Raw genomic sequence first — 20823 nt, 5'->3', positions numbered from 1 at the left:
CGATCTCTGGCCCACTTCGCTTTTGAGGACATGGTTATTTGATGGGCTTGCGGACGGCGGCCATGATCAGCGAGAAGGCGACGATCACGACGAGGTAGCTGAGCAGCGAGGCGGGGGGGCTGAAGTTGGGGTTCAGCACGTCCAGCGAGAACTTGTAGATGGCAAAGGGCACGGCCCAGCCCATGGCAAAGTAGGCGGCCCGGCGCAGAAAGTCGCGCGCGACGGCGGCCTGGGGGAAGTAGAACATCGGCACCAGCATGGCCGGAATCAGCAGCAGTTGCACCAGATAAAACCAGATGGGCAGGTTGGCAAAGCCGTATTCCACGCCGCCGAAGACGATGTTCAACGCGCCGATGATCAGGCCCGTGATCAGGGCGGTGCGGGGGAGAAAAGTAGGATTCACGCCCTCTATGCTGCCACAGCCGGGGGGTGTCAACTGTCCGGCCAGGGGCAGACCCCCCGGGCCGTTTTCGGGAAGCCGTTTTTCAGAGACTGCATTCGTGGACTTTCAGAAGGTTCGGGCGGTCCTCTTTTCCCGCCCGCCGTGTTAGCCTCTGGGCCGTGAGGCAACCTTGATTTCCGCGTTGACACTGGCCGTGATCGGCATAGGACTGCTGGCCGGGGTGCTGGGCGCGATCCTGGGCCTGGGCGGCGGCGTGGTGGTGGTGCCCGCGCTGGAATTCGTGCTGCCACGCTTTGGTCAGGAGATCAGCATCGGGCAGGCGGTGGCGATCAGTCAGATCGGGGTACTGGCGGTGGGCCTCAGCGGGGCCGCCGCGTACCTGCAAAAAGGTCTGGTGCGCGCCCGCACCGGTTACCTGCTCTCGCCGTATACCATCCTGGGCGGCGCGGTGGGCAGTTTCCTGGGGCTGGTATTGCCCGCGCGGGTGGTGGCCACCGTGTTTGCCGTGCTGCTGCTGTACTCCGCCTACAATCTGCTGCGCGGCCTGAAGCGGGTGGAGGTGGAGCGCGAACCCAGCCGACTGGTGCCCCCCGCCATGACCTTTGCTGGGATCATGAGCGGTCTGCTGGGCATCGGCGGCGGCACCGTGCAGGTGCCCGTCCTGAACCTGATGGCCGGGGTGCCGATCCGCGAGGCCATCGCCACCAGCACCTTCATCATGGGGCTGACTGCCGTGGGCAACGCGCTGGTGTACCAGGCCGGGGGGCTGCTGGACCTGAAGCTGGCCGCCGGAGTGGCGCTGGGCGTGCTGATCGGCGCGCGGGCCGGGGCCGGACTCCAAAGCCGCATTCCCGCTGACCGCCTGAAACTGGTGTTCAGCCTGCTGCTGATCTTCACCGCCGTGCAGTTGCTGTGGAAATACTGGGGGAGCGCGTGACCAATAAGTCTAGCGAAGTTGCGGGGCTGCCGTTCTGGCTGTACCCGGCTGGATTCTGGGTGGGCGTGGTGGTGCTGGCCGTGGGCGTGCTCTTTCCCAATCTGGCCGCCGTAGGGGTGGCCTGGATCGGCGCGGTCCCGGTGCTGGCCGCGCTGTGGGTGGCCGTGACCGCGTGGAACCGGGACCGCCGCCTGAGCGTGGCCGCGTTGCTGGCGCTGGCGGGATTGGTGGCGGTGTTCTTCGTCAAGCAGTTGATCAGTTAGAGCGGTTCCGCAAATGGGGTCACTGGAAATTTTTTCTTTCGGTGATCCTGTTCTATTGCGGGCAAGCTGTACCCGTCCTGCCTGACGAGAGGCATCCACAGTCCTGGTCAAAACCGCTTGCGGTCACTTGAGGACGCTCACCCGATCACCAAAACAGTCTTTTGGTAACGTCTCCCTTCACGCTCACGCTCCTGCCTTTCGTAACCGCTGGCACGGCTGACTTGCCGCTGCTCCCGTTACCCTGGAAGGATGCGCCTGCGCCCGCTGCTGACCCTTGCCCTGCTGACCTCGCTGGCCTGTGCCTCGCCAGCTTGCGCGCAGAGTACGCCTGAAGCGTTGGCCGGGGCGCTGCAAGCTGCCGCGCGTGCCGGGAACGCCGACGCCTACCGCCAGTTGCTGCGCGTCGAGGGAACATTCGCGGTGGAAGGTCCCAATTTCGCCGCCGATCTGGGCCGGGTACCGCAGCCCACCGCTGTTTTCCAGTTCTCGAATCTGTCGGATCTGAACGTGGTGGGCGATCAGGCCCGCGCCGATCTGCGCCTGAACTGGGAGCGTCAGCCGGGGCAGATTTCGCGCGTGACGCTGCCGGTCACGCTGTTCAGGGCAGGTGAGGTCTGGCGTTACGGCGGGGAGACCTGGAAGGCTCTGGACGCCGGGAAATACTCGCTGCTGGCGCTGGACGTGCTGGGGCTTCCAGAGCGGGCCGCCGCCACCGCGCCGCTGCTCCCGCAGGCTGCCGCCAGGGTGCGCGAGACGCTGGGGCTGGAGATGCCGGACGCCGCCACCGTCAAGGTTTACCCCGATATGGTCACCCTCAGCGCCAGCGTCGCCCTGTCCCTGCAACCCGTCGGTGGCTGGAACGAGCCGGGCGAGGCGATCAAGCTGGTGTTGCCAGCCAGTGCGAATCCGGGTCAGGAACTCCTGCGCGTGCTGTCCCACGAATTCACGCACCTGAGCGTGTCGGGGGCGGCGGGCCAGGGGCGGGACAAACGCATTCCCTGGTGGCTCCACGAGGGACTGGCCGATTTCGTCGCGCGGGCGTACTGGACGCCGGAGGCCGCTGAAAGCCGCCGCAAGCGCGTGGCCGGATACGCGAAGGGCGACTGGGTGCCGCTCTCCGAACTGGCCGATTTCAACGCCGTTCCCGAGAACCGCTGGACGTTTGTATACGCCCAGGGGCTGGGCCTCGTCGAGTTCCTGGCCGTGACGCGCGGCAAGCAGGCCCCCATGCAACTCGCGCTGGCCTTCGCTGAGACAGGCGATGCGGACCGTGCGGCGCGGGCGCTGGGCCTTTCCTCTTTCTCAGATCTGGAAACCAAGACCCGGACGTGGCTGGCCGCCCGTTAGACCCGCTATTTCTTGCAGGTCAGGTCCACCCGGAACGATGGGTCTTTAACGCTGTAGCTCAGGCTGGTGCTGGCGACGCCCTGCGGGTCGATGGGCACCACCAGTTTCCTGGGCTTGCCGTCACCCGCGCCTGCCTCGAAGTCCAGGGTCGTCGTGAAGCCCTCGCCGGGAATGAAAGCCCTGTCGCGCAGTTCCACCACGCTGCTGTTCACGGGAATCACCTTGCCGCTCTCCAGTTGCAGGTTGTAGCCCAGGACGCCCGTGCCGCTGGTGCTGTAGCCGCCCGTGACGCTGCCGAATTTCATTTCCACCTTCAGTCGCCACAGCGGACCGTTCTGCGCCACCGACAGCACCTTGAAGCGCCACACGCCGTTGAACAGTTGCTGATTCAGGCAGCCCTGGGCGGCTCCAACCTCATTCGCGCCGCCGACGGGAGCCAGACTGACCACGTTGCCCCTGACGCTCACGCCGATGCCCGCGTTTTTCAGGGCCTCGGCGCTGACGTAGGTTTTGCCGCCCTGCACGATGGCGTCGCCGGCAACGGTCTTTCCGTTCCACTGAACAGTGTAGGGGCCAGCCGCCAGTGCCACGGCAACCAGGGCAAGGGGTGCGGCCAGGAAGAGAGCGGGGCGGAATCGGACAGGTGATTTCATGGTGGACCTCCAGTCAGCAACAAAGACAGCATAGGAGGGAGACCGTGATCGGCACATGATCACACCGTCAACTCCGTACCGGCCAGGACCTGTTCCCGGATCAGACAGGGCAGGGTCAGCAGATGATTGTGCGGGGACACAGGCGCTGACGTTGCCGTGAACCTGACTTGCGGACAGACTGAACTGGGCCAGATAAAGATCTGGTCTCACCTGTGCGGTGGACAATTGACCCTGCTCTGCACTAAACTTTGAACCGAGTCTAAATTTATTCACAGATGTTCGCCGTCTCTCCCAGACCACTCTTTGTTAGGAGGTTCCATGAAGATTCAGAAAGCTGCCGTCATCGGCGCAGGTGTAATGGGCGCTGCCATCGCCGCGCAACTCGCCAACGCGGGCATTCCCGTGATGCTCCTCGACATCGTGCTGCCGGACAACCCCGATCGCAATTTCCTGGCGAAACAGGGCATTCAGCGCGCCCTGAAGGCCCGGCCCGCTGCCTTTATGGACAAGGCCCGCGCCGCGCTGATCAGTCCCGGCAACCTGGAAGACGATCTGGCGAAACTCAAGGACGCCGACTGGGTGCTGGAAGCCATCATCGAGAAGCTGGACGCCAAGCGCAGCCTGTGGGAGCGCGTGGAAAAGGTGGCGAAGAAAACGGCCATCATCTCCAGCAACTCGTCGGGTATCCCGATGCACCTGCAAATCGAGGGCCGGGGCGAGGACTTCCAGCGCCGTTTTGTTGGGGCGCACTTCTTCAACCCGCCGCGCTACCTGCATCTGCTGGAAGTGATTCCTACCCCCAAGACCGATCCCAAAGTCGTGGAAGCCTTCAGCCAGTTTGCCGAAACCACGCTGGGCAAGGGCGTCGTCATCGCCAACGACGTGCCGGGATTTGTCGCCAATCGCATCGGCGTCTACGGCATCATCCGCGCCATGCAGCACATGCAGGCCGCCGGACTGACCCCCGCGCAGGTGGACCAGTTGACCGGACCCGTGCTGGGCCGCGCCAACTCCGCCACCTTCCGCACCGCTGATCTGTCGGGGCTGGACATCATTTACCACGTTGCCAATGACATCGGGAAGGTCACGCCGGACGATGAGGATTTCAGCCTGACCGATTCTTTCCGCACCCTCGTGGAAGACAAGAAGATGCTGGGCGACAAGACCGGCAGCGGCTTCTACAAGAAGACCAAGGACGAGAAGGGCAAGACCAAAATTCTGAATCTCAACCTCGACACGATGGAATACGAGGATCAGGGCCGCGTGAAAGTGGACCCCGTGGAGGCCGTGAAGGGCAAGCCGCTGGCCGAACGCGTGAAGGCGCTCTACACCGCCGAGGGCAAGGAAGGCGACTTCCTGCGCGGCGTGATGAACGACGGGTTCTGGTACGCCGCCAAGATGGCCGGAAACGTGTCCAACCGCTTACAGGACATTGACAACGCGCTGAAATGGGGCTTCGGCTGGGAGCAGGGGCCGTTTGAAACGATGGACACCCTGGGCGTGCAGACCGTCATCGCCAATCTGGAGAAGGAAGGCCGCACGCTGCCGCCCCTGCTCCAGTCCATGAAGGACAGCGGGCGCGAGAAGTTCTACGAGGGTGAGGAAACGGTCACGCCGGAAGGCCAGCCGACGAAGTACGAAGCACCATATTTTATCCTCACCGATCTGAAGAAAGACGCCTCCAAGGTCATCAAGAAGCGCGGCGGGGCCAGCGTCGTGGATCTGGGCGACGGCGTGTTGCTTGTGGAATGGCACGCCAAGATGAATGCGCTGGGCGAAGATCAGCTCCGCGCCGTGCAGGACGGCCACAAACTGGTGCAGGAGATGGGCTACGCCGGGCTGGTGCTGGGCAACCAGGGCGAGAACTTCAGCGCCGGGGCCAACCTGCCGCTCGTGCTGTCTCAGGCGCAGGCCGACGAGTGGGACGAGCTGGACGACTCCATCAAGCAGTTTCAGCAGGTCACGACTTCGTTGCGCTTCTCCCCGCACCCCACCGTCGCGGCCCCCTTCGGTCTGGCACTGGGGGGCGGCGCGGAATTCACGCTGCACGCCGATCACGTTGTCGCCTCCGCAGAGTTGTACATGGGTCTGGTGGAAGTGGGCGTGGGCCTGATCCCAGGCGGCGGCGGCACCAAGGAAATGCTGCTGCGCTTCACCGATCAGTTGCACCCCGGCCAGCAGATCGGCGCAACCATGTTGCCCGCCGTGCAACGCGCCTTTGAATTGATCGGCACGGCCAAGACCTCCACCAGCGCCCTGGAGGCCCGCAACCTGGGCTTCCTGCGCGACACCGACACCATTGCCATGAACAAGAACCACATCATCATGGAAGCCAAGCGGCAGGTGCTGGCGCTGGCCCCCGGCTACGTGCAGCCCACGCCCCGCCAGGACATCCCCGTGATGGGCGACGCCGCCATCGCTGCACTGAAGAGTGCGCTGTACGGCATGCACCAGGGCGGCTTTATCACCGATTACGACCTGGTGGTCAGCCACGAACTGGGCAAGGTCCTCAGCGGTGGCACGGGCAATAACCGCACCGCGAAGGTCAGCGAGCAGCATCTGTTGGACTTGGAGCGTGAGGCGTTCCTGACCCTGCTGGGCAAGAAGGGAACGCAGCAGCGGATTGACCACATGCTGAAGACCGGGAAGCCGCTGCGGAACTGAGATTTTTAGCTCCTCCCTCCTTGCGGGGGAGGCTGGCAGGGGGGTAACGCAGACGCCTTCCCAGCGCGGCCAGAAAGTCAGGGCATCTTGTTCCGTTGACGACTGCCCGGTGGCCCCCCCTCTGCTTCGCAGCTCTGCGAGTCCCCAGCCCTCCCCCACAAGGAGGGAGGGAGTAAAGAATCCACCTCCCCCTTCGTAGGAGAATGCCCCGTGTCCATCCTCACCCGAATTCGCCAGATCAACCGCCGCCGTGCGCTCGGCTGGGCTGCTTTCTCTTACAGCCTCGCCGTCCTGTCTGGTGCGTTCCTGGGCGCAGAGATCACCCTGCGGTCCAAGACGCGGCGGGTCAAGGGCGAGTTCGTTCCGGTGGGGCGGCGGGGCAATTCGGTGTATCTGCCTGCCTCGCCGGAAACGCTGTCGCGCGGGGTGGTGGGTATTGTGCCGCTGCTGCCGAACAAGGGCCACGCCATTCTGGGGCCGCCCAAACTGGCCGGAACGCTGGTGCGGCGCGAGATTCTGGATGAACGCGGCGTGCTGCCGAACGGTTCGCTGGCGTGGGTGTCCACCTTCGTCTACAACGGCACGCCGGAGCAACTGGGCGTGGATTACGAGGTCACGTCCGTCCCTACGGAAGTCGGGGAGATGCCCGCGTGGCACATTCCTGCGGTGTCTGGCCAGAAGGATGCCATCGCCATCGTTATTCACGGCCACGGTGGGCAGCGGGCGCAGGCGCTGAGGATGCTTCCGGCGCTGCGGCGTTCGGGGGTGGCCTCGCTGTTCGTCACCTTCCGCAACGCGCACGGTGCGCCGCGTGTGGGCAAGGGCTACCTGAGCCTGGGCGACGGCGAGGCTGCCGACGTGATCTCTGCGTTGCAGTGGGCGAAGGCTGCTGGCTACAGGCGGGCCATGCTCTACGGCTTCAGCATGGGCGGCAACGTCGCGCTGTGCGTGCTGCGCTCCCGGCATCAGCCGTACCCGATTCCGGTCACGGGCGTGGCGCTGGACTGTCCGGCGCTGGACTGGCGTGACACCATTCGCAGCAACGGGCAGCGCTACGGCATTCCCACGTTTATGGCGCGGCACATCGGCAACTTCGTGCAGTATCTGGTCACGCGGCGCAGTGGGCAGGATTTTGATGTGGTGGATCAACTGGCCGCCACCCCCAGTTTCAACCTTCCCATGTTGCTGTGGCACGGCACCCGCGACGCCACCATTCCCATTCGCCAGTCCGACGCTCTGGCCGCCGCCCGCCCCGATCTGGTGGAATACCACCGCGTGGAGGGGGCCAAACACATCCGCTGCTGGAACATCAATCCTGAAAAATACGATGGGGAGTTGGAGGCGTTTATAGCGAGGGTTTTGCCGGGGATGGAGGCATGACTTCTCTTCTCGTCGTCGTTCAGAGAATCACTTTTGAATGGGGAAAAGAAGCCAGGGGGGGCGTTTTGGCAGCCCGACGAAATCAGGCACCACAGTATGCACGTCTTCCGACGAAAACTCACCCCGAATCAATGGCGGCTCTGGTTCATACTCTAAGTTTTAGTGACGCGGATGCATTTGCTGAGGCACGGGAGCAGGTTTACGAGTACATAAGCTTAGTTTCCGCTCGTCCAGCAGAAGTGGAACTAAAACTGGAAGACGGTAAATTACAATTGATTCCTTACGCTAGCCATCCATCGGGCCGAGGAAAAGTAGCAGAGCTGAGCTTGGGCCAGACAGCCAAATATGAATGGAACCAACGCATCGTTTTAGAGCATACCTGGCGATATACGCACACCATTCTGAATATAGGATTGACCCAGCAGCCTTTGCAAAGTCGGCTCTTTTTTAGCGAGCCTGATTTTCATGAATCTAAACTTGCACAAATGTATTGAGAGGAGTTCACCATGAATCTAAAAGACGCTGTAATCGTATCCGCTGTCCGTACCCCCGTGGGACGCGGCATCAAAGGCACCCTCGCCAACACCCGCCCCGACGATCTGGCCGCCCTGGTCATGAACGAGGCCGTGCGCCGCGCCGGAATTGACGCCGCCCTGGTGGAAGACGTCTACCTGGGCTGCGCCATTCCCGAAGCCGAGCAGGGCTTGAATGTGGCCCGCCTCGCCGCCCTGCGCGCCGGAATGCCCGACAGCGTGGGCGGCGTGACCGTCAACCGCTTTTGCTCCAGCGGCCTCCAGACCATTGCGATGGCGGCGGCGGCCATCCAGACCGGACAGGCGGAAGTGATGCTGGCCGGGGGCGTGGAGAGCATGAGCATGTTGCCCATGAGCGGCCACAACCCCAGTCCCAACCCCGATCTGGTGGACAGCCGCCCCGGCTCGTACATCGGCATGGGCATGACCGCCGAGAACGTGGCCGACAAGTACGGTGTAAGCCGCGCCGATCAGGACGCCTTCGCCCTGCGCAGCCACCAGCGCGCCGCCGCTGCCCAGGACGCCGGAAAGTTTGATGCCGAGATCGTGGCCGTGCCGGTGGAGCGGGACACCGTGAAAGGCACCAAGATCAAAACCGAAACGGTGCAGTTTGAAAAGGACGAGCTGATCCGCCGCGATGCCAATCTTGAAGACATGGCGAAGGTGCGCCCCGCCTTCAAGACCACCGGCAGCGTGACGGCAGCCAACGCCAGCCCCTTCAGTGATGGTGCCGCCGCCGTCCTGATGATGAGCGGCGACAAGGCGCAGGAACTGGGCCTCAAGCCGCTGGCGAAGTTCCTGGGCTTCGCGGTGGCGGGCGTCGATCCCGAACTGATGGGCATCGGCCCGGTCAAGGCCATTCCCAAGGTGCTGGCGCAGGTGGGCCTGACCCTGGACGACATTGACCTGATTGAGCTGAACGAGGCGTTTGCCGCCCAGAGCCTCGCGGTGATCCGTGAACTGGGCCTGAACGAAGAAATTACCAACGTCAACGGCGGCGCGATTGCGCTGGGCCATCCGCTGGGATGCAGCGGCGCGAAGCTGGCCACCACGGCCATCTACGAACTCGGACGGCGCGGCGGCGGCAAGGCGCTGATCACCATGTGCATCGGCGGCGGCATGGGCGCGGCGGGCGTGCTGGAGGTTTACCCGGCAGAAGAGAAGGCGCAAGCGGCAGACTGACCTCTGGTTTTAAATTGAAGCGCGGCCCCGTCGATTGGGGGCCGCGCTTCTCTCTTTGCTCTGTTCGATATGGATTTAGCGCCTGAGCTGAAGACTCTGCTGCATGGCCCTGAACAGTGCTGGATTGGCCTTGGCGGTGGCACGTGCAGGAGCGTCGAAAGTGGCTCTCAGTGCCCCTGCCGCCATCAACTTGCCCTCGGCCTTCATCACATTCTGAGCCGCCGCATTGGTGGGGACAGTGTCACTGACCTGAACCAGGGCAATTGCGACCGCCTGCCCTGATTCATTGCTGGCGGTGGCGATGTTGCCCGCTCCCTCGAAAGCGGCTTTGCCCTGGAACACGCCCAATGCGTTGTCGCTGTCCTGACCGGTAAAGAAGATCCTGGCATCCTCATCTGTGCCCAGGAAAAATCCCACATCCAGGTTGCCCGCCTGGAGGACAGGACCCATCAGGGCCGCGCCGAACTTGCCCGTGCCCTGAGCTGCAATCTCGGTCTGATTGGCGTACACGCCAAAGGCGATAGTCTGGCCCTCGTTCGCAAATTCATCTGAAAATATAACCACGCCGCTGTCGATCACTGCTCTGGAAGTCAGGTCACCGATGGCCCAGCTCCATACGCCCTGATATAACGTCGCGGTTCCTGGGGGGGCAGGCGTCACGCTCACAGCAACCGTCTTGCTGCCCTGCCCCACGTTTCCGGCAGCGTCATAGGCTTTGGCGGTGTAGGTCACGTCGCCGTTGTCGGCGGCTGAAACAGTGGCAATGGCCGCGTAGGGCGCGGAATCGTCGGTGCTGATCAGGGTGCTGCCCCGGTAAAACTCCACCCTGGTGACCTTCACGTTGTCGGTGGCCGTGGCCAGCAGATTGACGCTGGTTCCACTCTGGGAGGCATTCAGGCTGACGGTGGGGGCGGTGATGTCGGTGGACGGCGTCACGCTCACGGCAATCGTCTTGCTGCCCTGCCCTACATTGCCTGCGGCGTCAAACGCTCTGGCCGTGTAGGTCACGTTGCCATTATCGGCGGCAGAAACGGTGGCAATGGCCGTGTAGGGCGCGGAATCGTCGGTGCTGACCAGGGTGCTGCCCCGGTAGAACTCCACCCTGGTGACCTTCACGTTGTCGTTGGCGGCGGCGCTCAGATTGACAGTGGTACCGCTCTGGGAAGCGTCTAATGTGACTGTGGGAGCTGTAGCGTCGGCAATCTGTGGAGTGCCACCACCACAGGCAGCGAGAAGCAGAGAAAGGCCGAGGACTGGCAGGAAGAGTTTCTTCACGTCAATATTTTAAATCTCATAAGAGAGGCGGGAGTGGATTTTCGCACTCTCCCCGGCGCTGTCTAGCTTGGCGCTGTCCGCCACCAGTCGTTCTGCAAGGTGATCGGCATGGCGCGTATCCAGATGCAGCCCTTCCAGGCAGCAGGGCTATTTTGTCCGTCACTTCGCGGACGATCACACCATCCTGCCTGGGCTGCCGGGTCTGAACAGAGATTTAGAGCGTCTACAGCAGCACCACGTCTATCAATTCCCCGGCCTTCACACCGCCGCCTTCCGGTACGATCACCAGCGCGTCGGCGTCGCTCAACGAGCGTAGGATGCCGCTGCCCTGGGAGCCGTAGTCCCTCACCTCTCCGTCCTGAATCACGCCGCGCCAGAAGGCCGTTTTGTCTTTCAGGCCGCGAAACGGCGTGGCGGCACGCAGTTTCAGGCTCTGTACCGGCTGCCCGGTCAGGGCGGGGCGCACGATGACATGAAAGACCACCAGGCTGCTGACCGGATTCCCCGGCAGGCCGAACACCGGCAGACCGTTCCAGCCCCCCAGAATGGCCGGGCCGCCGGGCCGCATCCGCACCTTCCAGAACGAGACCCGGCCACGTTCGATCAGCAGGTCGCGCATGAAGTCGTACTTGCCCATGCTGACGCCGCCGCTGGTCAGCAGCACATCCGCGCCGCCCGCCCCCGCGATGGCCGCCTGAAGTGACGCCGGGCTGTCCGGGGCGTGGCCCAGCTCGATGACCTCGCAGCCGCTTTCCCCCAGCATGGCCGAGAGGCCCACGCGGTTGCTGTCGTAGACCTGCCCGGCTTGCAGGGGCAACCCCGGCTCAATCACCTCGTCTCCGGTGGACAGCAGCGCCACGCGCAATTTGCGGCGCACCGGCAGGCGGGCGTGACCCAGCGCAACGGCCAGCGCCACACGGGGGGCGCTCAGACGCAGTCCGGCGCGCATCACCGTTTCGCCCGCGCGGAAGTCGCCACCCTCGGGGCGCACGTCGGCGGGAAAGGCGGGGCGCAGCAGGTGAACGTGTTCGGGGCCGTCGTCGGCCAGTTCCTCAACGGGACAGATGGCATCAGCCCCCGGTGGCAGCGGCGCACCCGTGTAGATTCGCACGCACTCGCCCGCGCCCACGCGGCCATCAAACGGCATTCCGGCGCGGCTTTCTCCCACGATCTTCAGGCGCACCGGGGTCTCGGCGCTGGCGCTCAGTGTGTCCACCTCACGCGCGGCGATGCCGTCCAGGGCGCTCTCGGTGGCGCTGGGGTGGCTGACCAGAGCTTCCAGATCGGCGGCCAGGGTGCGGCCCAGCGCCCCGGCGACAGGCACGGTCTCGGTCTCCAGTTCGGGCAGCAGCGCGGCCAGCATCTCGCGGGCCTCGGCCACGCTGACGTGCATGGGGAAGGATGGGTTGGCGGAAGTGGGGGCAGACATGCTGTCAGCATAGTGGGCCAGCCGGAGCCGCCCTCCGTGAAGCGAAGCTGTAGGGCCGGGGCCGCGCCGCTCATCCCAAAGCGTTACACTCTTCGGGCGAGAAAACTCGTCCCGTACCCACTGGCATCTGCCGCCGGACGAGCTATGGAGGGCCATATGAACATTGAACAGGACAAAGTTGTCGATCTGGAATATAAGCTGACCGTGAAACGTGTAGTCGTCGATCAGAGTGAACCCGGCGAGCCGCTGACCTACCTGCACGGTCACAGCAACATCATTCCGGGCCTAGAAAAGGCGCTGGAAGGCAAGAGCGAGGGCGACACCATGCAGGTGACCGTGCAGCCCGAGGACGGCTACGGCGAGCGCGACGAGGACAACACCGAGGAACTGGCCCGCGAGGATTTCGAGGACGACATCGAGATCGGTGAAACCTACTACGCGCAGGCCGAGGACGGCAGCGTGATTCCCTTCACGGTCATGGAACTGAACGGCGACATGGTCAAGGTGGACTTCAACCCCCCGCTGGCGGGCGAGGTCCTGAACTTCGACGTGACTGTGGTGGGCGTGCGCGACGCCACCGCCGAGGAACTGGAACACGGCCACGCCCACACCCCGGACATGATGGACCACGAACACGACGCGTAAAACCTGAACGTGCAGGACGGAGCAGGGCAGAGGTGGGCCGATGGACGGCCAGTCTCTGCCCTGCTTTTTAGATGCTGGTGGAGGGTACGGCTTATTTCCGCCGCTTTGCATCGCCCCCTCTGCCCGTGTGTGAGGGGGCGCTGGAAGTCAGGGCGTCAGGCGGTTCCGGTCCCGTGGGAACGCGCGGGCATAGCGCACGTTGGAGATGCCCAGCAGCTTGGCCGTCAGGCGCTCGGCCCCGATGGCGAAACCGCCGTGCGGGGGCATACCGAATTTGAAGACCTCCGAGTAGCCGGTCATGGCGTCGGGGTTCATCTTGTAGGCGCGGATCGAGTCCATCAGCATGGCGTAGTCGTGGATGCGCTGCCCGCCGGAGGTGATCTCGATGCCCCGGAACAGCAGATCGTAGCCGCGCGTCAGGTCTGGGTTGAGGCTGCCGTCCGCATTGTGGTCCGCGTGCGTGTAGAAGGGCCGGGCGGCGCGCGGGTACTTGGTCACGAACACGAAATCGCTGCCCTCTGTCTCTGCGAAGTGCTGGCTCAGCAGGCGTTCGGCCTCTGGGTCTAAATCTTTGCCGCCCACCTGATGCCCGTATTTCTCGGTGACCAGGGCGCGGGCCTCCATCAGTGGAATGCGCGGGATGTGGGCCGGAACGTCGGGAATTGTCGCGCCCAGCAGCTCAAACTCTCCGGCGCTGGTCTCGCGCAGCCGTTCCATGATGGACGCCAGCAGGCCGTTCTGAAGGGCCATCACGTCTTCCTCGCTGTCGATGAAGCCCATTTCGATGTCCAGCGACAGGTACTCGTTGAGGTGGCGGCTGGTGGCGTGTTCCTCGGCGCGGTAGACGGCGGCCACCTCGTACACGCGCTCGAAGACGCCCACCATGATCTGCTTGTAGAGCTGAGGACTCTGCGCCAGATACGCCTGCTCGCCGAAATAATCCAGCTTGAACAGGTTTGCGCCGCCCTCCGCCCCCGCCGAGACGATCTTGGGCGTGCTGATCTCGGTGAACCCATGTTCGCGCAGGTAGGTGTGGAAGCCGTAGACGATCTCGCCCTGCACCTTCAGCGCCGCCCGTTCGCGCAGCCCACGCAGCGACACGTAGCGGTAATCCAGCATGGTCTCGGGGTTGACGTTCCATTCCATCTTGGGGATTTCGAGGGGCGGCGCTTCCACGGCGGCGCTGACCACCTTGAAGTCCTCAATCTGGACCTCAAAACCCCCCGGCGCTTTGGGGTGCGCCTTGACCTTGCCGATCACCTCGACGCTGCTTTCGGGCAGGGGCAACGTGAGGCCGCTGCCCACGCACTGGGTAATGCCGGACACGTCGCGCAATACCACGAACTGCACGCCGCCCAGATCGCGCCGGGCATGGACGAAGCCTTGCAGGCGCACGGTCTGCCCGTCGTGCTGCGCGAGATCACGGGTCAGGGTGCGGGGGAGTTTCTGTGTCGATGCGGCAGGCTGGGTTTCGGTGGTCATGAAGTCTCCTGTATGGACTGGCTAAAAAAAGCCCCCGACTCCAGTGAGGAGGTCGGGGGCGCAACGGCTCAGGCGTCCCCTACCGGGGATCGTTGTCGCTGTTGTTGGTGGGGGCCGCGAACATGCGGGCAAGTCTAGCGGGCGCGTGGGTGGGGGTCAATGCGGCGGCTAGGCAGGGGAGGCTAATCAGCGGTGGCATCCTCACCACGGGCCGCCATCACGGCGTCCAATCTTGCCGCCGTCTCTGCCGCGCCCATCACGCGGGCGGCGTCTGCGGCGCTGGCTCCACCCACGTCGCGCACGCTGGGATCGGCCCCCAGCTCCAACAGCCAGTTCAGCATGTCCATGCGGTTAAACATGGCGGCCATCATCAGCGCTGTCCTGCCGCCGGGCGCGGCCACGTCCAGCCCCGCGCCGCGCTCTACCAGCAGTTCGGCGGTGGCCTGATCGCCCCGGAAGGCCGCGCCCATCAGTGGTGTCTGTCCCTGATCGTTCAGGATGTCGGGATCGCCGCCGTGGTCCAGCAGCGTGCGAACTGCTTCCGTGTGGCTGTGGTAGGCCGCCAGCATCAGCAGCGTGTCGCCGCGCGTATTTTGCAGGTTGGGTGGCAGGCCCTTTTCCAGCCACGTTTTCAGAAAATCGGCGTCCCCGTTGCGCGCTGCCTCGAAGGCCGACTGCATGATGTCCAGCACCTCGGCGTCGGTGGCGTCGGCGGATTGCGGCTGGGTTTGTGGATCGTTGTCGGCAGACATGGTGAAACTCCTTTGCGGATGAGGTTGGGGAAAGTGCGGCTGGGAGGCGGACAAACTTCTGCCGCCAGCATAAGGGCCGTTGGTGTGAGGGCTGGTGATCTGGGAGTGAGCGGACGCGCTTTGTTCCCCCTTCCCATATGCGCTGCCCCGCAGCCCGTACACTGCCCTGTTATGTTGCGTCCCCGAGTCAAGCCCGAAGTGATGAGTCCAGTGGGAGGCTTTCCCCAACTGAAGGCAGCGGTGGAAGCCGGGGCCGACGCGGTGTTCTTCGGCGTCAACCCGGCCAGTGGCGAGGGCCGGGCAGATGGCGCGGGCTTTCACGCGCGGGCCAAAGTCGGTTTCGATGCCGAGGCCCTGCCAGAGATCATGCGCGGCCTGCACGCGCGCGGGGTGCAGGGCTTCGTCACCTTCAACGTGCTGGTCTTTGACCGCGAGTTGCGAGATGCCGAACGTCAACTGATGGCGCTGGCCGAGGCGGGGGTGGACGCCCTGATCGTGCAGGATCACGGTGTCGCCCGCCTCGCCCAGCAGATCTGCCCCGATCTGCCCATCCACGGCAGCACGCAGATGAGTATCACCTCCGCCGAGGGGGCCGAACACGCCCGCCGCTTCGGGGCCAGCCGCGTGGTGCTGGGCCGCGAGCTGAGCTTGAAGGACATCGAGCGCATTGCCAGCCAGACCGACGTGGAGCTGGAAACCTTCGTCCACGGCGCACTGTGCGTCAGCTACAGCGGCCAGTGCTTTTCCTCCGAGGCGTGGGGGGGCCGCAGCGCCAACCGGGGCCAGTGCGCCCAGGCGTGCCGATTGCCGTATGACCTGCTGGTGGACGGTGAATACCGTGATCTGGGCGACGCCCGCTACCTGCTGTCGCCGGGTGACCTCTACGCGCTGCATCAGGTGCCGGAACTGGTGCGGATCGGCGTGAATTGCCTGAAAATCGAGGGCCGCTACAAGGACGCCGAATTCGTGGCCCTGACCACCGCCGCCTACCGCCAGGCCGTGGACGAGGCGTGGGCGGGCCTGCCCCTGAGCATCACGCCGCAGCAGGAGCAGGATCTGGAGCAGGTCTACTCGCGCGGCCTGGCCCCGCATTTCATGGCCGGAACCAACCACCAGACGGTGGTGCGTGGGCGTGCGCCGAGGCACCGGGGCGTGCCCATCGGCACCGTGCGCGGCGTCACCGAACGCGGTGTGCTGGCTGAACTGTCCGAACCGCTCAGGCCCGGCGACGGTCTGGTCTTCGATCCCGCCAACTGGCGCACCCCCGAGGGCCGCGAGGAAGGCGGCTTCCTGTACGGCCTGTGGCAAAACGGCCAGCAGACCGAAGACGTGCGGGCTGGAGGCGTCTACGAACTGCGCTTCGGGCGCGGCGCGGTGGACGGCTCGCGCGTGCGCGTGGGCGATCCGGTCTGGCGCACGCATGATCCCAGCCTGAATGCCCGCGTCAAACCGCTGATCGAGGCGGGCGATCCGGTCTACACCCGCCCGATCAGCGCGCATTTCGTGGGCTATGTCGGGCAGCCGCCCCAGCTCACCCTGACCGATGAGGCAGGCCACAGCTTCACCGCCGTTCTTCCCGAACCGCTGTCACCCGCACGCAACCGCGCACTGGACGAATCCGGCTTGCGGGAGCAACTGGGCAAGCTGGGCGGCACCGGCTATCACCTCTCCGGCCTGAGTGTGGATTTACGCGGCGAGGGCTTTTTGCCCGTCAGCGCTCTGAACGGACTGCGGCGGGAAGTGGTGGAGGGATTGACCGAACTGCGGGCAGCGGCTCCGGTGCGGCGGATCGAGGGCGTGCTGGAGCATGTTCTTTCCGCCGCCCCACGTCCACTGGATGAACAGAGGACTGAAAACCCACGCCTGCACATCCTCGTCCGCACCCCCGAACAACTGGACGCGGCCCTGGCCGAAGCGCCGGATTCCATCACCCTGGATTATCTGGAACTGTATGGCCTGAAACCCAGCGTGGAGCGCGTGAAAGCGGCTGGAATCGCCGTGCGGGTGGCGAGTCCGCGCATCCTCAAGCCCACCGAGCAGAACTTGCAGAAGTTCCTGCTGTCGCTGGACGCCGGGATTCTGATTCGCAGCGGCGGCCTGCTGGAAGGCTTGCAGGACGCGGGCGAAACCGAGTTGACCGGCGACTTCTCCCTCAACGCCGTCAATGTGCTGACCGCCCGCGCGCTTCTGGAGCTGGGGCTGCAACGGCTGACGCCCACGCATGACCTGAACGCGCAGCAGATCACGGAGCTGGCCGGGCTGGTTGGCCCCAGGCGGCTGGAGGTCATCGCCTACGGTCACCTCCCGGTCTTCCACACCGAGCATTGCGTGTTCTGCCGTTTCCTGAGCGACGGCACCGATTACACCAACTGCGGTCACCCCTGCGAGACCCACCGCATTGCCCTGCGTGACGAACGTGGGCGCACGCATCCGGTGATGGCCGACGTGGGCTGCCGCAACACCGTGTTCGAGGGCCGTCCGCAGATCGCCGCCGCTCATCTGAAGGACTGGCTGGCGGCGGGCCTGCACGACTTGCGCCTGGAATTCGTTCACGAAGCGCCAGAGCAGGTGCGCGAGGTCATCCGCGCCCACCGCGCTTTCCTGGCAGGAGAGATCGGTGGGGGTGAACTGGAGGCCACCCTCTCGAAACTTTCGGAGGGTGGGACCACCGAGGGCAGCCTGTTCATACCGCACGACTTCGGAATGCTGGACGCGCTGCCCATCGTGTAATCTCCAGGCAGTCCCGGCATTCCGAACGGGGATGTTAGATTCCTCCCGGTCAATTGGGGTGTATTCGGGTACGCTGTCCCATGCTTCCTCACGCGCATCCGGTCAAGGTGGAGCGGCACGATGTTCAGGCAAAATGTCATTACACCAATACCGGCGTGCGCGCCGTGAAAACCTACCGAGAGACGAGCGCGGGCCTGTATGTGGCCCGCGATTTCGTTGGACATCCACGCATTCGCCACTGGCAGGCGCACCTGCTGCCCGCGCAGCATCTGGTGGTCTGCCGCTACGCCTTTCACGGGCGACGCGAACACGACTATTACATCGACGTGGCCCAGATCAGCCGCGAGGGCGGAGTCTGGAGCGTGCGTGACCTGTATCTGGACATCGTGCTGCACGACGGTCTGGGCGCAGAAATCGCTGACACCGATGAACTGCTGGCAGCCTGGGAGGCGGGTTTCCTGACCTCCGACGAACTGCGGCAGGCCATCGAGGTGGCCCACGGCACCGTCTCGGAACTGGCCCGCGCCGAGTACACCCTGAACCACTGGCTGACCGCGCAGGATTTGCGGCTGGAATGGCAGAGCGATGTTCAGGACGAGCAGAGAGAACAGAAAGTAGAGATCAGGCAGACGGTTCTGTCCTAACATCTACGGGTGAAGGCTGCCGACAACCCACATCAGACTCGCCTGGAAGCTGCCCTGCCCGCCGCGCTGGAGCGTATTTTCGCCACGCCAGGCGTTTATGCCGCGCTGTGGTGCGGGTCTGCGGCGCGTGGGGAGGCCAACGCCTACAGCGATCTGGATTTTCACGCGCTGGTGACGGGCGATCACCGCTGGCGCAGCAATTTTGTGGTGGACGGCGTACCCGTGGAGGTCTTTCACAACCCGGTTCGCAAGGTGCGTGCCATGTTCGCCGCAGAGGACGCCGCGACGATCACGATGTTCGCCCAGGGCCGCGTGGTGCTGTCTCATCCCGATCTGGAAGCGCTGATGACCGAGGCTCGGGCGCTGTACGCGGCTGGCCCGCCGCTCCACCCGCTCACCGAGGCACAACGGTTCAATCTGATTGAGGAGGTGATGGATTGCCGGGGCGTCATGGGTCAGCCGATTCATTCGTTGCTAGCGCTGGCTGTGGCAAGCCGCGCTGTGGATCGTCTGTACGCCGTAAACGGCTGGTGGGAGATCAAGCGTGAGCGCTGGCCCGCTGATCTCGCCGTCAAGAATCCAGAGGTGGCGCAGGATTTGAATGCCGTCCTCGTCGCACCTGAAGCGCGGTCACGTCAGGACGCGCTGGAACGTCTGGCCACGCGCCTGACTGGCGATCTGACCTACCGGGACGGCGGCAGCGAACCCGAAGCCGTGCCCTGAATCCAAGTCAGGCCCCTGTCATTCCACCCGGCCTAAACTTTGCCCAATGATCGAGGTCAGCCACTACAGCAAGCGCTACGGCGCACACGAGGCGGTGCAGGACCTCAGTTTTACCGTGCAGCCAGGAGCGGTCTTTGGCCTGCTGGGCAGCAACGGGGCGGGGAAGACCACCACCATTCGCGCGCTGGTGGGCCTGACGCGTCCGACTTCCGGCACGGTGCGCGTGGCTGGATTTGACGTGTGGAAGGAGCCGGTCAAGGCCAAGGCCGCCTTCGGTTATATCCCGGACCGCCCCTACCTGTACGGCAAATTGACGGCGCGGGAGTTGCTGCGCTTCGTGGGCCAGCTCTATAAAGTGGAGGGCGCAGACGCCGAGATTGACCGCTGGCTCACGCTGTTTCGCCTGGAGGACTTCGGCAACGAATTGATCGAGACCTTCTCGCACGGGATGCGGCAGAAGGTGGCGATCATCTCCGCCATGCTTCCTGATCCCGGCGTGCTGATCATCGACGAGCCGATGGTGGGCCTGGACCCCTACGCCGCCCGTCAGGTGCGCGAACTGTTCCGCGCCCATGCGGACCGGGGCCGCACCGTGCTGCTGACCACCCACAGCCTCCCGCTGGCCGAGGCCGTGTGTGACCGGCTGGTGGTGCTGGACCGGGGCCGCGTGCTGGGCGAGGGCACGATGGATGACCTGCGCGCCCGCACTGGCACGGCAGCCGGGGGCGTCCACGGCGACAGCCTGGAGCGCATCTTCTTCCGCCTGATGGAAGAGGAGCAGGAGGAAGAAAGGCAGCGGCGGGAAGTGGTGGCGGCAGGATGAATGGCTTGCTGAGAGCCGCGAGCTTTTCTCCCTCCCTCCTCGTGGGGGAGGGCCGGGGAGGGGGGGCCACCCAGAAGCGAACCCATCCCATCCGTGTCCGCCTCCATCAACCATCACCCTTCAACCATCAACCCAGCCCATGACCACCCGCCCTGCCTCCAACACCCAGCCCCTGCGCCAACCCAGTCTCGTGGGCCTCAAACTGACCGCCCTGCGGCATACGCTGCGGCGGGGGCCGAAGTGGGGCTATGCCTTCGTCGCCGTGCTGGCCGTGTTACTCGTCTGGGGTGAGGTCTACGGCACCTGGAGGGCGCTCAATTTCCTGGGGTCATTCGGCAGCATTGGCACCAACGTCTTTGCGCGCGTGCTGGAAATCGGCCTGATCACCCTGAGCAGCGGCGTGACCTTCAGCGCCACCACCGCCGCTATTTCTACTTTGTACCTCAGCGAAGACCTGAATTTCCTGCTGACCCAGCCGATCAAGACATGGCGCGTCTTTGCCCTCAAAGTCTCCGAGACGTTCCTGAATACGGCCCTGGTTCCTGCCTTCCTGACCATTCCGCTGCTGCTGACGGTGGGCGTGTATTTCCACGCGCCGATCTGGGCTTCAGTACTGGACAACTTGATGTTGACAGTGTTCTGAACGGCATTTTTGCCGTTTGGGCATTTGATCGTAGTCTGAAACGGCAGTAGGCGGCTTCCTGAAGCTGTGAAACAAGAAGAAGCCGCCCAGATCGACGCTATCAAGTTCGTCCAGCTCCTGAAAGAGCGCTTCCCCTTCTTGCGCCGCGATACCCTGCAACGTGCCCAGGATGCGATATGTGCGCTGATTGAGCAGCGCTCCACCAATCAGCAGCAGTGGTCCCAGGCCATGCCTGGGACTGGCTCCCCAGAAGCCAAGAAAAAGCGTCTGGGACGGTGTATACAGGATCCGCAACTGGACAGCGATTTCTTCCTG

Annotated in this window: 19 protein-coding genes and 1 pseudogene; 14 read left to right on the top strand and 6 right to left on the bottom strand. The window is 64.3% G+C overall.

The genetic code is table 11. The features are described 5' to 3' along the window. Positions 1-34: 34 nt before the first annotated feature. Positions 35-403 carry a hypothetical protein gene (locus tag Q319_RS0100835; RefSeq protein WP_029479830.1) on the bottom strand — a complete coding sequence of 123 codons (369 nt, stop codon included), beginning with the start codon at positions 401-403 and terminating at the stop codon, positions 35-37. Positions 404-572: 169 nt separating this feature from the next. Here Q319_RS0100835 and Q319_RS0100830 point away from each other — a divergent pair, with 169 nt between their 5' ends. The 3 genes from Q319_RS0100830 (at position 573) to Q319_RS0100820 (ending at position 2950) form a co-directional block, all read left to right on the top strand. After that, a complete protein-coding gene (locus Q319_RS0100830; protein ID WP_029479829.1) occupies positions 573-1340 on the top strand; it encodes a sulfite exporter TauE/SafE family protein in 768 nt (255 codons plus the stop codon). Further along, positions 1337-1603, top strand: coding sequence for a hypothetical protein (locus Q319_RS0100825; RefSeq protein WP_029479828.1), 267 nt, complete (start codon positions 1337-1339; stop codon positions 1601-1603). Before Q319_RS0100830 ends, Q319_RS0100825 begins: the two co-directional genes overlap by 4 nt. A 249-nt stretch (positions 1604-1852) precedes the next feature. Continuing rightward, on the top strand, positions 1853-2950 hold the full coding sequence (locus Q319_RS0100820; RefSeq protein WP_029479827.1) for a hypothetical protein: 1098 nt from the start codon (positions 1853-1855) through the stop codon (positions 2948-2950). Between the two features lie 5 nt (positions 2951-2955). On the opposite strand, the gene Q319_RS0100815 is transcribed toward Q319_RS0100820, so the two are convergent. Next, on the bottom strand, positions 2956-3603 hold the full coding sequence (locus Q319_RS0100815) for a hypothetical protein (protein ID WP_029479826.1): 648 nt from the start codon (positions 3601-3603) through the stop codon (positions 2956-2958). A 318-nt stretch (positions 3604-3921) separates the two neighbouring features. Between Q319_RS0100815 and Q319_RS0100805 the strand changes: the two genes are divergently transcribed. The 4 genes from Q319_RS0100805 to Q319_RS0100795 all read left to right on the top strand — a co-directional run bounded on the left by Q319_RS0100805 (position 3922) and on the right by Q319_RS0100795 (position 9362). Continuing rightward, positions 3922-6267 carry a 3-hydroxyacyl-CoA dehydrogenase/enoyl-CoA hydratase family protein gene (locus Q319_RS0100805; RefSeq protein ID WP_029479824.1) on the top strand — a complete coding sequence of 782 codons (2346 nt, stop codon included), beginning with the start codon at positions 3922-3924 and terminating at the stop codon, positions 6265-6267. A gap of 210 nt (positions 6268-6477) precedes the next feature. Beyond that, positions 6478-7647 carry an alpha/beta hydrolase family protein gene (locus Q319_RS0100800; RefSeq protein ID WP_051654983.1) on the top strand — a complete coding sequence of 390 codons (1170 nt, stop codon included), beginning with the start codon at positions 6478-6480 and terminating at the stop codon, positions 7645-7647. Further along, positions 7644-8141, top strand: coding sequence for a hypothetical protein (locus Q319_RS26785; protein ID WP_156039118.1), 498 nt, complete (start codon positions 7644-7646; stop codon positions 8139-8141). The genes Q319_RS0100800 and Q319_RS26785 overlap by 4 nt, the downstream gene beginning before the upstream one ends. Positions 8142-8153: 12 nt before the next feature. Beyond that, a complete protein-coding gene (locus Q319_RS0100795; protein WP_029479820.1) occupies positions 8154-9362 on the top strand; it encodes a thiolase family protein in 1209 nt (402 codons plus the stop codon). Between the two features lie 75 nt (positions 9363-9437). Here the strand turns inward: Q319_RS0100795 and Q319_RS25275 are convergent, their stop codons facing one another. Both Q319_RS25275 and Q319_RS0100785 read right to left on the bottom strand, forming a co-directional pair. Then, entirely contained in the window at positions 9438-10637 is a 1200-nt protein-coding gene (locus tag Q319_RS25275; RefSeq protein WP_156039117.1) for an Ig-like domain-containing protein, read from the bottom strand. A 223-nt stretch (positions 10638-10860) separates the two neighbouring features. Continuing rightward, on the bottom strand, positions 10861-12066 hold the full coding sequence (locus Q319_RS0100785; RefSeq protein WP_029479815.1) for a molybdopterin molybdotransferase MoeA: 1206 nt from the start codon (positions 12064-12066) through the stop codon (positions 10861-10863). A gap of 156 nt (positions 12067-12222) precedes the next feature. Here Q319_RS0100785 and Q319_RS0100780 point away from each other — a divergent pair, with 156 nt between their 5' ends. After that, positions 12223-12711: an FKBP-type peptidyl-prolyl cis-trans isomerase gene (locus Q319_RS0100780; RefSeq protein ID WP_029479813.1), complete on the top strand. Its 489-nt coding sequence runs from the start codon at positions 12223-12225 to the stop codon at positions 12709-12711. Between the two features lie 147 nt (positions 12712-12858). Here the strand turns inward: Q319_RS0100780 and aspS are convergent, their stop codons facing one another. Both aspS and Q319_RS0100770 read right to left on the bottom strand, forming a co-directional pair. After that, positions 12859-14193 (bottom strand): aspartate--tRNA(Asn) ligase, encoded by a 1335-nt coding sequence (gene aspS, locus Q319_RS0100775; protein WP_029479811.1) that lies wholly within the window; start codon positions 14191-14193, stop codon positions 12859-12861. 182 nt (positions 14194-14375) lie between these two features. Continuing rightward, a complete protein-coding gene (locus tag Q319_RS0100770; RefSeq protein ID WP_034413223.1) occupies positions 14376-14945 on the bottom strand; it encodes an ankyrin repeat domain-containing protein in 570 nt (189 codons plus the stop codon). Positions 14946-15116: 171 nt separating this feature from the next. On the opposite strand from Q319_RS0100770, the gene Q319_RS0100765 reads away from it, so the two are divergent. From Q319_RS0100765 to Q319_RS0100740, 6 genes and pseudogenes are all read left to right on the top strand, one after another. Beyond that, positions 15117-17675 (top strand): U32 family peptidase, encoded by a 2559-nt coding sequence (locus Q319_RS0100765; protein ID WP_029479808.1) that lies wholly within the window; start codon positions 15117-15119, stop codon positions 17673-17675. Between the two features lie 80 nt (positions 17676-17755). After that, entirely contained in the window at positions 17756-18319 is a 564-nt protein-coding gene (locus Q319_RS0100760) for a DUF402 domain-containing protein (RefSeq protein ID WP_051654980.1), read from the top strand. A gap of 9 nt (positions 18320-18328) precedes the next feature. After that, on the top strand, positions 18329-19042 hold the full coding sequence (locus Q319_RS28540; protein ID WP_245618866.1) for a hypothetical protein: 714 nt from the start codon (positions 18329-18331) through the stop codon (positions 19040-19042). Positions 19043-19088: 46 nt separating this feature from the next. Further along, complete coding sequence (locus Q319_RS0100750; protein WP_029479805.1) at positions 19089-19865, top strand: ABC transporter ATP-binding protein; 777 nt, start codon at positions 19089-19091, stop codon at positions 19863-19865. 139 nt (positions 19866-20004) lie between these two features. Beyond that, positions 20005-20508: a putative ABC transporter permease subunit gene (locus Q319_RS0100745; RefSeq protein ID WP_029479804.1), complete on the top strand. Its 504-nt coding sequence runs from the start codon at positions 20005-20007 to the stop codon at positions 20506-20508. 66 nt (positions 20509-20574) lie between these two features. Then, positions 20575-20823 (top strand): annotated as a pseudogene (locus Q319_RS0100740) (IS4 family transposase); the annotation flags it as partial.

The organism is Deinococcus marmoris DSM 12784, from assembly GCF_000701405.1.
GTDB classification, from domain to species: Bacteria; Deinococcota; Deinococci; order Deinococcales; family Deinococcaceae; genus Deinococcus; species Deinococcus marmoris.
The sequence above is the reverse complement of the archived record's forward strand: the minus strand, read 5'-3'. Positions and strand labels throughout refer to the sequence as shown.